The following is a 12,631-nucleotide window of genomic DNA, read 5'->3' on the forward strand; positions in this document are numbered from 1 at the left end:
AACCGAATAGCCGTTTTTGGAAGGTTGGTATTAGTTTTCCTATATTTGAGGAAACATACAGGGAGACAATGGCGAAATACCTTAAGTACACCAAAAACTTCTACTTCGTTTTTACCGTTTTATTCATTGTCTGGATGGTTTTGATTGACAGCAATGACATCATCAGCCATTTCAAGTTACGCTCCAAGCTTAGCGATTTGAAAGATCAAAAAGCCTATTACCAGGAGCGGAAAGAAAAAATTCAGGCAGAAAGAGAAGCGTTGCTGAGCAATTACGAACTGCTGGAAAAGTTTGCTCGGGAGCGCTATTTGATGAAACGGAAAACAGAAGACCTCTATGTTATTGTGGAAGAGTAAACGCTTGTTATTACTGGGTGTCATTTTTTGCCTGACTTATTTTTCTCCAACTACGATAGGAACCGTTCTCGCACAACGCGTTATCTACCCTGAAGACAACCCACCCTTGGAAGAACGAATGTATTTTGGGGGCAATGGAAGCCTACAGTTTGGTACCGTTACTTTCGTTGAAGTTTCTCCCCTGGCAGGCGTGATGATAACAGACAGGTATTCGGCGGGCCTGGGAGTGACCTATCAGTATTTGAATAATCGGTTTTATCAGAATGGGCAGGCCCATATTTACGGAGGTAGAATATTCAACAGGTTTAATGTACTCCCAAAATTTTTCCTGCATGCCGAATACGAGGCACTCAATGTGGAAGTCGAAAATGTAAATCCCAACACTAACGAAGTTTTTATTACCCGCGACTGGGTGCCCGGTTTGATGGGAGGAGCAGGCTATTTTACGCCTTTTGGAGATAGAGGAGGAATGAACTTTATGTTATTGTATAATTTTACCTACGACAACAGAAGATCGCCTTATAATGAACCATATGTTATAAGAGTGGGTTTTGTATTCTAAAGCTATCTGAAGCATGGATTCATTTATAGACCGCTTACACCAAGCCCATAACCACTGTCCGGAATGCCCCTCCCCCAAAGTAATCAACCGGTTTTTTGATGAAATCCTGGGAATGCTTTTTCCAGAGCATGCTCATGAAGTCTATCGGGAGAGGGGAAATCTGGAATCGAAATTTTTTGATTTGAAGGTACAACTTCGAAAAATCCTGAAAAATAATGTGGAACTCCACCGTGGAGATGGTGAAAAACTTGCCGACTTATTTTTTGATCGATTAGAGGGAGAAGTGTTTGAAAGGGTACATGAAGACCTTCAAGCAATGTTTGAGGGCGACCCTGCAGCCAAGTCCAAAACAGAAATTATCCGCTGCTATCCTGGCTTTTATGCGATTGCTGCCTATCGAGTTGCTCACTTGCTACATCGGTTAGGTATCGCTTTGATTCCAAGAATGATTACCGAATATGCGCATGGCAAAACCGGAGTCGACATACATCCCGGAGCCAAAATTGGCAGGTTTTTCTGTATAGACCATGCGACTGGTATTGTCATTGGGGAAACCACCTTAGTGGGCGATCGGGTCAAGATCTACCAGGGGGTAACCCTGGGCGCATTAAGTGTAAATAAGGAAGACGCAGACAAAAAGCGCCACCCAACCATCGAAGACGATGTGGTTATTTATGCAGGGGCCACTATCCTTGGGGGAGATACGGTCATCGGAAAAGGAAGTGTGGTCGGGGGCAATGTGTGGCTTACCAAAAGCATTCCCGCAAAAAGTAAAATTTATTACCAAACTAAGATATACGACGGAGCTTCCAATCTTACAGATTTTTATGTATTAAAAAGTGATGCCTGAACATCCTATTTATGAAGTTATTTGAGTTAATCGGGAACACACCATTAATAAAATTAGAAAACATCCCGGTAAATCCAGGGGTAACGATTTACTGTAAACTTGAAGGGCAAAACCCCGGCGGTTCTGTTAAGGACCGTGCTGCCTATTATATGATCCGTGCCGCTCTGGACCGGGGAGAAATCAGCAGCGGCTCCAAACTCATCGAAGCCACATCTGGTAATACAGGCATTGCTCTGGCCATGGTAGCTAACCTGTTGGGGGTAAACATGACCTTGGTGATGCCGGATAATTCCACAAAAGAGCGAATACTTTCTATGAAGGCCTATGGGGCAGAACTGATACTTACCCCTGCTGAGAAAACCATTGAATATGCCCGGACCTTAGCGGAAGAAATGGCAGCCAAGGAGGGGTTTTTTATGTTGAATCAATTTTCAAACCCTGACAATTACCGGGCACATTATCAAACCACCGGTCCGGAAATCTATCAGGATACGAACGGGAAAATTACCCATTTTGTCTCCGCAATGGGTACTACCGGCACCATTATGGGAGTCTCAAGGTATCTTAAGGAAAAAAATCCGGAAATTCAGATCGTGGGTACCCAACCCACAGATGGGTCCAGTATTCCTGGAATACGGAGATGGTCACCTGAATTTTTACCGAAAATTTTTGAACCGGACCGCGTAGATCAGGTGATCGATGTGAGTCAGGATCAAGCCACTGAGATGACCAGACGAATGGCTCGGGAAGAAGGAATCCTTGCCGGGATGAGTAGTGGGGGAGCGCTACACGCCGCCATAAAGTTATCTCGAACACTGGAGGAAGGAGTGATTGTTTGCATTACCTGCGACAGGGGAGACAGATACCTAAGTTCAGATTTATTTGGCTAAACCCCATTCAATGAAGGTGTTTTCTATTTTTTCGGTTGCCGCTAAATCCTGGTAATAGGGAAGGTAGGCAATTCGAAAACGGCTACACCTAAAAAATTCCTTGGCCAAATCTTTCGAATCTGTTATCTTTCTGACTATGAAAAACGATGCCGCAATTAAAGCTGCCTGTCAGTCAAATTCTGATTTCACTTCCGAAATACTGGATGATTTCTTACTGCATTATGCAGCAGATAAAGATAAACTGGGGAAAGAAGTAGATCAAAGATTGAGAACGTACCGTCATGTCATTCAAGGTATGGACAAAGCCTGGGTTAATTTGATTAAGTCCCAGTATATCATGCACCGGGTATTCAAAAAAGGAGGCCTGGTCCATAAATATCTAAAACATGCCGCCCTTGCCCGCCTACCTGAGCAGGGCCGAAAGTGGCTCGAAGAACAAGCAGCCGCTCCCTGGAAATTTAGTTTTTCTAGAATAATTGAAAGCCCGGAGACCGATTTTTATACCATGGAAGATCTTTTTACCGGGGAGCAGTATTTGCTTTATTCGACCGGTGTTTCCCGCATTTTGAAACAAGGAGAGGTTGTGTCTTGGTTTAACCTGATCGGGTACAATGGGTACTGTTGGCAGGCTTTTGGTCCCCTCTCCGCTTATAGGAGTTTTTCCACGGATGATATTTTTTTCTTTGCTACAGAATTAAATAGCCGCATTTCCTCCGATGAGGAACTGATGGCCGATGTTTCTAAAAACCCGGTCCCCTACATGATGTTATATTGCCGGTCAAATTATCCCTTGACGGTACACGACGGAGAAGTACTTGAATTAATAATTACCGAGATCGAAGAATTGGATTTGGTTCTGGATAAGCTCGATGATGATTTTGAAATGGATCGAGCCCAGTCTGTTTATCAGTTGCGTTTGAAAAATTGGGAAAATAAACCCCATTTTGCCGTTGCTTATTATGATAGCAAGGAGCAGTTTCTGCAAGTAACAGCCATGACTCAAAAGGGGTATGCCAAATTGGTCGCTGCTTTTCAAAAACAGGGTATACAGGTAGCGGACTTCGCAGATATCTACGTACGTCCATCCATGCTGACGGCAGCCAGAGAGATCCTGAACAGGCCTATTGAGCTCCTACCGTTGGAACTACTTTTCGAAAAAGAGGTAGATCCGCAAACGGAGGAAGAATTGGATAAAATCAATCAATTTTTAGCCTTGGCCATGCCGGACCTTAACTCTGGGAAGGAACCGGATTTGGAAGCCCTTGCAGCCCAGGTTGGGCTGGATCTGGAAGCAAACAGGGAAACCTTGCAAGGGATTTTCGCCGAGGTCCGCAAAAAGCAAAAAAAATGAAAATTTTCGCTAGAAGCTTCCATGGATAACTATACTCAGCTGCTTGCAAAAACCTACCAGTTTACAATGTGAATTGCAGGAGTTGAATGAGTCCGTTCTTCAAATGAGCAAGGAGTTGAGGTCTAATTGATCCGGCGTTTCTATTGCTCAGAATAATCAAAAAAAAATTCCTTTTTTGCTTATGGGAAACTATCTTATCAATTCAAAAACAAAGACCCATGAATAACAGAAGATCCTTTTTAATCAAAACTGCTCTAGGAATCGTAGGAGTAGGTGTTTCACCAGCCTGGCTTCAGGGTGCGCCGGCGATCATCAGGAATTACAATAAGCCGAATTCAAAAATTAACGGGGTACAGGTTGGTTGTATTACCTATTCGTTTCGTTCGATGGCTGATCAAAGTGCAGAAGCTACGCTTAACTATGTTACCGAAAGTGGGATCAACGCCATTGAGCTCATGGGTGGACCCGCCGAGAGCTTTGCGGGCATGCCGGAGTCCACGATTGACAGAAGGAAGTTTTACCAGCTTATGGGCAAGCAACGCAGGGGCGAAACGTTAAGCACGGATGAAACCAAGGAATTGGCGGAACTGCAAAAGGAATCGGAGGCTTATGGGAAACTGGTGTCCGATTGGCGGTCCAAGACTGATTTTAAGGCCTTCGAGCAATTTAGGAAAATGTATAAAGATGCTGGTGTCAGCATTTATGCGTTTAAGCCTGCTGCCTTCGGAAAAGGGAATTCCGACGCTGAAATCGCTTATGGAATGAACGCTGCGAAAGCGCTGGGAGCTTCGCATGTGACGCTGGAACATCCCTCCGATGATGCGCATACCCAGAAGTTAGGAAAGATGGGAGAAACACACCGAATGTCCGTAGGATATCATGGGCACGAACAGCAAACCTTTGATTTTTGGGATACTGCGCTTGCCCAAAGCCCGGCGAACGGATTGAATTTTGATGCCGGCCACTACATTGCCGCCGGTCATACGGATATCATGGAATTGCTCAAAAAACAGCACAAGCGAATCCTGAGCATGCATACCAAAGACCGGCAGACGCCAGCTAATGGAAAGGGAAACCTGCCCTGGGGAGAAGGGGACACTCCGCTTCGGGAAATGTTACATTTGATTAGGGATGAGAAGTTTCGTTTTCCCGCAACCATTGAATTGGAGTATCAGGTTCCGGAAGGTTCCGATGCAGTGAAAGAAGTGCAAAATTGCCTGGAACATTGTCGCAAATTATTGGTGTAGGCTACCCAGGGATAATGGCAGCCTACCCTTGGGTCACCTTTTTTGATAATAACCGATCATTCTATTTTCGGCATTCATTTGCCGGAGGCCCAGTAAATGCTTTGTGCCAGTAGTTTTCGGTACATGGGATGGAAAAAGACTTCCGGCCCGTGCCCCGGCTGAATATAAACGGAGCGGGTGTGACGATAGGGTTGTTGGGTCCAGGCTAAAATAGGCATGCTGCCCGGTTGCTCGGTGGAAAGCAAGGGGTTAATGGTTTCCGAAATCCAAACATTACCATAGATTTCGTCATATATGTCAAAATCCTTGACCCCATTTAGGATGTTGTTCCTTCTGTTTACAATACGGGCTTTAAAGTCAACCTCATGCTTGTAATTGGATTGAATGGCTGGATCGCCGTCATTTTCAACATAGCGTCCGCCCAGGATATCCCGATAGAAGTCCCAATCCTGGTACGAGACGATAGCGTGGTGAAGAAAAACGAGTCCAATACCCTTTTTAACCAATTTTTCAAAGCCTTTTTTCTCTTCTGGAGAAATGTCCTGGATCATGTCATAAAACACCAGCACGTCGAATTCCCCATGGTGCCTCTCTAAAAAGTATTCACGGGCTTCAGGATGGGCCATTTCAGTATAGCGAATCCCCGACAGGTCATCCATCATTTCGAAAAAGGCAGGTCTATTAAAACCATGTCCACCCGTCAGTACCAGCACCGATAAATCCTGTGAGAGGGAAAAATGCGTTAAAAGAAAGGTAAGGGCTAGTGTTGAAAGGGTGGCTTTCATTTCGTAGGATTTAGTTTGGGTTCTGAAGTTCAGGAAAAGGTGATCGCTTTCGATCAATACGAAGACAAAGCCTATTGCACCTTATTTTATTTTATAGACAATGAAATCCATCACCGGGGTCAGGGCTATGTGTACCTGCGGTCGCTAGGTATCGTTCCTCCCAATTTTTGGGAACGGTAATTTGGGTTTCACTGAATCAGCAAGTCGATTTTTAGATAAAAAAAAGCCCGGAGTTTTCAAAACTTCGGGCTTTTTCTTATTCTGCATTAATCCAGTTTTCCACTTCTTCTTTCGTGGGGTTTGATACGTTTAGTTTTAGTTTTTTTCGTTTGCCGCAAACATCGTTAAAAAACTTGTTTGGGTTTTGTGCCCTGAGCTGTTCCATGGTATGAATGTTCAATTCGCGAATGACCGGAATCAGCTCCCCAGGAATTCCTACCCTCATGAAGTCCTCATCGGTAGCGACTTTCACTTTCTTTTCAGGTTTCATTTGAGGGAAAAACAAAACCTCCTGTATGGTGCTTTTATTCGTCAGGAGCATGCAAAGCCTATCTATTCCTATCCCCAATCCTGAAGTTGGAGGCATGCCGTATTCCAATGACCGGAGAAAATCTTCATCCATGGCCATGGCTTCGTCATCACCTCTTTCAGCCAGTTTGAGTTGTTCTTCGAATCGCTCCCGCTGATCGATCGGGTCATTCAGCTCGGTATAGGCATTGGCGATTTCCTTTCCATTTACAAAAAGCTCAAAACGCTCCACCAACTCTGGTTTATCCCGATGCTTTTTAGCCAATGGGGTCATTTCTATCGGATAGTCTGTGATGTAGGTGGGCTGGATCAGGTGATCTTCCACTTTTCCCCCAAAAATCTCATCGATGAGTTTTCCTTTCCCCATGCTGTCATCCACTTCAACGTCCAGGTCAGCGCAGACTTTTCGTAAACCGGTCTCATCCATGCTACTGACATCTATGCCTGTATATTCCTGGATGGCTTCGAACATGGAAAGCCGTTTGTAGGGACCGGCGAATTCAATGACATGATCTCCGACTTTTGCCTGCGTGGTGCCCAATACACTTTTAGCAATCTGCCCGAGGAGTTCTTCCACCATTTCCATCATCCATACGTAATCCTTGTAGGCCACGTAGATTTCCATGGACGTAAACTCCGGGTTGTGGGTCCGGTCCATGCCCTCGTTCCGGAACATTTTCCCTATTTCGTATACCCCTTCGAAGCCCCCTACGATCAATCGCTTCAGGTAAAGCTCGTTGGCGATCCTCAGAAATAAGGGAATATCCAATGCATTATGGTGGGTGTCAAAAGGTTTGGCAGCCGCCCCACCATGAACTTGCTGAAGAATAGGCGTTTCTACTTCCAGCCAGCCATGGTCATCAAAAAACCTGCGCATAGAAGATATTACCCTGGACCGTGTGAAAAACGTAGCTTTTACCTCCGGATTGACGATCAGGTCTACATAGCGCTGCCGGTACCGGAGTTCCGGATCGGTGAAGCCATCGTACACATTGCCTTCATCATCCCTTTTTACTACCGGTAGCGGTTTTACGGATTTGGACAACAAGGTAAATTCCTGAACGTGGAGGGAAATTTCCCCCGTTTGCGTGGTGAAAATAAATCCTTTGAGGCCTATAAAATCTCCAATACCTAATAGCTTTTTAAACACGGTATTGTAAAGGGTTTTGTCCTCCTCGGGACAAATATCGTCTCTTCGCACATAAATCTGCAGCCTGCCGAAACTATCCTGAATCTCTGCAAAACTTGCCGATCCCATGATGCGCCTGCTCATGAGCCTTCCGGCGATGCTGATATTCTTATAGTCGTTTTTACGGTTTTCGTAGTTTTTATGAATATCAGCCGAGCTGGCATTGATGGGGTAGGAAAGGGCAGGGTAGGGGTCGATGCCCAGCTGTAATAACGCCTCCCTGTCTTTTCTTCGTTCTATCTCCTGTTCGTTCAGTAATTGCATGTGTGTAAAGGTGGTTATGCTATTGTTGGAAGTTTGGGCAGGCTTTTTCGCCTGCGCAATTCTTGATTTATTCGTTGTAGTTCCTTGCTGGCTTGCCCAGAGATTCCTGAATTTTCATCTACTCTTCGGGACAGGTAGGGAAGCACTTCTTTTATTGGGCCGTAAGGCAGGTATTTAACCACATTAAAGCCCGCTTTAGCCAAATTAAAGGAAATGGGATCGCTCATGCCGTACAGTTGGGAGAAGTAGATTCGTTCATCGGATCGGGAAAGTCCGTGTAAATCGACCAATTCCGCCAGCAAAGCATTGCTCCATTCATTATGCGAACCGCTGACCAAGGAGACTCGTTGTTTATTATCGATGCAAAACTTAAGTGCCTCATTGTACGCTTCGTCCGTGGCCTGTTTGGTCGGGTGGATGGGATCCTCCTCCCCTCTGTGTTCGGCATTCGCCCTTTCTTTTTCCATGTAGGCACCCCTTACCAGTTTGACACCCAGGAAATATCCTTGGGCCACCGCGTCATGTCGCGCGTCTTTAAGCCTGCGCAACATGTCCTTACGGTACATCTGGAAGGTATTGAATACGATGGCCCCTTCCTTGTTGTGGGTTCTCATGGCATCCTGTACCCACTGGTCGATTATTTCCTGAAACCAGCTTTCTTCCCCGTCTACCAATAGCCTTACCTTTCGTTGAGCAGCTTGATCGCACAGGCTCATAAACCTGTCTCTGGCCCTAAGGAAGGATTGCTTCTCAGCTTCCGATAGTTGTTTTTGCTCCTGTACCTTTTGCAATAGTTCCGTATCGGCGATTCCCGAAACCTTGAAAACGGCAAAAGCAAGGTGGGCGTTTTTTTCGGCTTCCGCTATAGTGCGTTCGATTTCTTCAGCAACTGCCATTAGTTTTGCTTCCTCCTTTTTTCCTTCTATCGAGTAGTCCAGTACGGACTTCACTCCAAACCTATCCAGCGATGCCATGACCGGTCGGCAGGAAGCAATGGTCTCTCCACCGCAAAACTGATGAAATACGATTTTTTTGATAAACCCTTTCACCGGCATGCCCAGTGTAAAGGCCAGTTTGCTCAGCCAAAGACCCGTTTTCACCAAAACAGGATAATGCATCAATCGAAACAAGTTCCGCGTTTTTTTCAGTGCTTTGTCTGAAAGGTGCGCAAAGGCAGTCTCCAGATTGTCAAAAGAAAAGGCCGGTTTTTTTTCCATAATAGGCGGCAAAGATACCAAAAAAACAGCTAGGAACAGGGATTTGTGTTTTCAAATTCATCGAATCCTTTCAGACTTCCGCTTTATTTTCATCAGATAATTGACCTAATTTGTAAGGATCCTTTAGCCCGGACAAAGACATCGTAAATTTAGTCAGAGATGGACCGAAGAAAGGGAGTACTTGTGGAACAAGGAATCCTACTACTGAAAAATATTGATAAAGCGATCTGAATCAAGATGACAACACATCCATTTCAAATAATACCCTGCGGATTGCTCCCGACCTATCTGGAACAAACGCCCAAGGGCTTGCAGGAAAATCATACGACACTTTTCCGCAGCAAGACGAAAGCGGAACGATGGTTTGCCTCGGGTTTTATTTGGGCTACGATTTTCATTCATATAGTATTGCTGTATCCATCATTTTCAGTCGGTACAATGGCACAGTCCGCTCCAGATCGTTCGCTTATTTCGGCAGCCGATCTGAATTTTTTAACAGCAATGACCAGGGATGTGCTGGAACAATCCAGAATTTACCCCAACCAGGTAGTGTCAGATAATTTTGGGGCAAATGGAACTGGAGGCACCTTGATCCGCCCTGGAGGTAGAGATGCCTATCCCTCTTTTTGGATCCGGGATTATGCCATGGCTTTGGAGACGGGAATGATTTCCCCGGAGGAACAAAGACACATGCTTTTCCTTACCGCCGCAGCGCAGGCAGATCAGAGCTGGATAACGAGTGGGGGGAGTTTGATCCCATTAGGTTCCATACCCGACCATATCCGAATCGATGACGGTTTACCGATCTATTTTCCGGGTACCTACAGCTATGAATTGCAGGGTAGCAAAGAATGGGGAATCCTGCCACCTTTAGGAGATGCTTTCTTTTTCATTCACATGGCTCATTACCTGATCCAGACCGAAAACGAGGTAGGCGTAATTGAGGAAATAGTTAAAGGCAAGAGCCTGATGGATCGCCTGCTTATGGCTTTTCATGTATCTCCTGCCCGGGAGGAAAATCACCTGGTTTTCTGTACTGAGGCATTGCGAGGGGTGGATTTTGGATTCAGAGATGCCATCCAAATTACAGGAGATTTGTTGTATCCTTCTGTTTTAAAATTCAGGGCTGCAAAGCAATTAGCGGATATTTTCGACCGAATTGGGAATAAAGCAATGAGCGGCAACTATCTCCAAATAGCACAAAGCATTCAAGAGGCCGCTCCAGCGGTTTTTCAGGATCCCAGTGGCTTGTTAAGAGCTTCTTCGGAGAGCAGTAATCAGCCCGATGTCTGGGGCACCGCACTTGCCGTATATGAAGGACTCTTACAGGGGAAAGCCAGGGATACTGCCTGCCGTGCTTTGGCGAAGGCTTATGAAAACGGTACCTTGAGTTATCGGGGAAATATTCGGCATGTCCTTACCAGCCATGATTTTGATGCTGATAGGGTATGGGAAAAATCGATGGCTCCCAAAAATCAGTACCAAAACGGAGCTTACTGGGGGACTCCTGTCGGTTGGGTGGCCCATGCCATTAATCAAGTAAATCCGGAAGCTGCCAGGAAGCTGCTGACTGAATACATAGCTGAGTTGAAGGAAAATGATTTCCGAAAGGGAGCTGCTTTTGGAGCCCCTTACGAATGTTTTAACCCCGATGGTTATTCACAAAACCCCGTATACCTTACCTCGGTAGCCAGTCCGCTGGCGGTTTTTCTCAAGATAATGCGAGATGAAAAATAGGGCGTTGATTTGTTTTCTGGGTTTGCCAGCAGGACAGGATTTTGATGGTTGGATGTTAGATCCGGTTTGCAGGGCAGCTGATAAGGGGAGCCGGGGAGGTGGAGGTTTTTGGTTCGCAATCCTAACTTTCGCAGAAAAAAAGATGGCAAAAGTTTGGGATAAGAAAATAGTGGCGTATAATTCAATTATTGGCGTTAAAAAAAAGAATAACTGTTTGATTTTTAAATTGGGAAAGATTACATTTGACGCATGAAAAAATTTGCAGCTACCTATTTTAGCTTTTTTTACTTTTACTTTCGACCCCAAGGCCGAATCGGAGCTGCGTATTGTCTTGAAAAAATATAACTAAAGATAAACAAACTTAAAGCCCGATTCGAGAGAGTCGGGCTTTTTTATTAACCAAAAATCAAAAATGGAAAATCACTTACAAACGAAAGATTGGGGCCTGGGCCTGGACAAGGAGCACCTGATCATCGCCGGACCCTGCAGTGCAGAAACTCCCGAACAAATCGAAAAGGTTTGTGTAGACATGAAAGAAGCCAACGTTGTTCCGGATGTATTCCGGGCTGGGATTTGGAAACCCAGAACCAGACCGGGAAGTTTTGAAGGTATCGGGGAAGACGGGTTGAAATGGATGGAAATTGTTCGTCATCAGCTCAATATTCCTATCACCACCGAAGTAGGAAATGCCGCTCATGTAGAGTCTGCGTTGAAACATGGTGTTGATATCCTTTGGATTGGTGCGAGAACAACCGTTAACCCCTTTGCCGTACAGGAAATCGCCGATGCCTTGAAAGGCGTAGACATTCCGGTAATGGTTAAAAACCCCATGAATCCCGATCTGGAGCTTTGGAGAGGAGCCTTGGAAAGGCTACAAGCTGTGGGAGTCAACAAACTGGCAGCGATCCACCGGGGGTTCAGTGATGCTTACGACAAAAAGTTTCGTAATAAGCCCAACTGGTCGATGCCCATTCACCTGAAAAGGTTATGGAAAGGGATGCAGGTAATCAACGACCCGAGTCATATTGTAGGAAACAGAACCGGAATCCTGGAAACCTCACAACGAGCGATTAACTTTGGCCTGGATGGGCTAATGATCGAAACGCATCACGATCCGGACAATGCCTGGAGTGATGCCAAGCAGCAGGTCACTCCTCGTCAACTGCGGGAAATTCTTGATCAGATTGATTTCAAGCATACTCTTGAAATGGAACATCCTTCCGAAAAGCTTCAGGACCTGAGAAATGCGGTTGATCATTTAGATGATCAGCTATTGGATTTGTTGGCAGAACGCTTTTCCATTATTGATCAGATAGGAGCTCACAAACGGGAGCATAACCTGACCGTATTTCAGTCAGATCGCTGGAAGCAAGTGATGGATTCCAGGACTCAGAAGGGAATGGTCAAAAATCTGAGCGAGAAGTTTATGAAGGAGTTACTTTATTGCATTCACGAAGAATCGGTAAAGCGGCAAGAGAAAAAACTCAGGGAACAACAACCTTCCGGAAAGTCTGTTTAGTGATTAAACCCGTTTTATTTTAGGAAAAATGGTGCATTCGGCTTTTTTAGAGTAGCTAGGCAACACGATAGGAGTAATCGTATCAGCCTGCAAGCTTGATGTACAAATTTCTGAAAAATAAAACGGGTTTAATTTT

General features: G+C 45.2%; 11 protein-coding genes and 1 pseudogene. 9 read left to right on the plus strand and 3 right to left on the minus strand.

Annotation, left to right across the window (positions count from 1 at the left end; translation table 11 throughout):
- The first annotated feature begins 68 nt into the window (after window positions 1-68).
- From GJS45_RS10955 to GJS45_RS10980, 6 genes are all read left to right on the plus strand, one after another.
- On the plus strand, window positions 69-356 hold the full coding sequence (locus GJS45_RS10955) for an FtsB family cell division protein (protein ID WP_162341828.1): 288 nt from the start codon (window positions 69-71) through the stop codon (window positions 354-356).
- Window positions 337-918 (plus strand): hypothetical protein, encoded by a 582-nt coding sequence (locus tag GJS45_RS10960; protein ID WP_162341830.1) that lies wholly within the window; start codon window positions 337-339, stop codon window positions 916-918. The genes GJS45_RS10955 and GJS45_RS10960 overlap by 20 nt, the downstream gene beginning before the upstream one ends.
- Window positions 919-931: 13 nt before the next feature.
- Window positions 932-1,768, plus strand: coding sequence for a serine O-acetyltransferase (locus GJS45_RS10965; protein WP_162341832.1), 837 nt, complete (start codon window positions 932-934; stop codon window positions 1,766-1,768).
- Between the two features lie 11 nt (window positions 1,769-1,779).
- The gene (cysM, locus tag GJS45_RS10970; protein ID WP_162341834.1) at window positions 1,780-2,658 is read left to right on the plus strand and encodes a cysteine synthase CysM; all 879 of its coding nucleotides are present in this window, start codon (window positions 1,780-1,782) and stop codon (window positions 2,656-2,658) included.
- 136 nt (window positions 2,659-2,794) lie between these two features.
- Complete coding sequence (locus GJS45_RS10975) at window positions 2,795-4,009, plus strand: hypothetical protein (protein WP_162341836.1); 1,215 nt, start codon at window positions 2,795-2,797, stop codon at window positions 4,007-4,009.
- 218 nt (window positions 4,010-4,227) lie between these two features.
- The gene (locus tag GJS45_RS10980; RefSeq protein ID WP_162341838.1) at window positions 4,228-5,256 is read left to right on the plus strand and encodes a sugar phosphate isomerase/epimerase family protein; all 1,029 of its coding nucleotides are present in this window, start codon (window positions 4,228-4,230) and stop codon (window positions 5,254-5,256) included.
- 74 nt (window positions 5,257-5,330) lie between these two features.
- Here the strand turns inward: GJS45_RS10980 and GJS45_RS10985 are convergent, their stop codons facing one another.
- A complete protein-coding gene (locus GJS45_RS10985) occupies window positions 5,331-6,041 on the minus strand; it encodes a ThuA domain-containing protein (RefSeq protein WP_162341840.1) in 711 nt (236 codons plus the stop codon).
- Window positions 6,042-6,071: 30 nt separating this feature from the next.
- Between GJS45_RS10985 and GJS45_RS10990 the strand changes: the two are divergent.
- Window positions 6,072-6,221, plus strand: a pseudogene (locus GJS45_RS10990) (DinB family protein); the annotation flags it as partial.
- Window positions 6,222-6,297: 76 nt separating this feature from the next.
- Here GJS45_RS10990 and lysS read toward each other — a convergent pair.
- Together lysS and GJS45_RS11000 are read right to left on the minus strand one after the other, a co-directional pair.
- Window positions 6,298-8,022, minus strand: a complete 1,725-nt coding sequence (lysS, locus tag GJS45_RS10995) for a lysine--tRNA ligase (RefSeq protein ID WP_162341842.1) — start codon at window positions 8,020-8,022, stop codon at window positions 6,298-6,300.
- A 14-nt stretch (window positions 8,023-8,036) separates the two neighbouring features.
- On the minus strand, window positions 8,037-9,239 hold the full coding sequence (locus GJS45_RS11000) for a proline dehydrogenase family protein (RefSeq protein ID WP_162341844.1): 1,203 nt from the start codon (window positions 9,237-9,239) through the stop codon (window positions 8,037-8,039).
- 237 nt (window positions 9,240-9,476) lie between these two features.
- Here GJS45_RS11000 and GJS45_RS11005 point away from each other — a divergent pair, with 237 nt between their 5' ends.
- Both GJS45_RS11005 and GJS45_RS11010 read left to right on the plus strand, forming a co-directional pair.
- Window positions 9,477-10,976, plus strand: coding sequence for a hypothetical protein (locus tag GJS45_RS11005; RefSeq protein WP_162341846.1), 1,500 nt, complete (start codon window positions 9,477-9,479; stop codon window positions 10,974-10,976).
- Window positions 10,977-11,388: 412 nt separating this feature from the next.
- Window positions 11,389-12,495, plus strand: coding sequence for a chorismate mutase (locus GJS45_RS11010; protein WP_162341848.1), 1,107 nt, complete (start codon window positions 11,389-11,391; stop codon window positions 12,493-12,495).
- Window positions 12,496-12,631 lie beyond the last annotated feature (136 nt).

Origin of the sequence: Cyclobacterium salsum, assembly GCF_010119245.1 — a bacterium.
Taxonomy (GTDB): Bacteria; Bacteroidota; Bacteroidia; order Cytophagales; family Cyclobacteriaceae; genus Cyclobacterium; species Cyclobacterium salsum.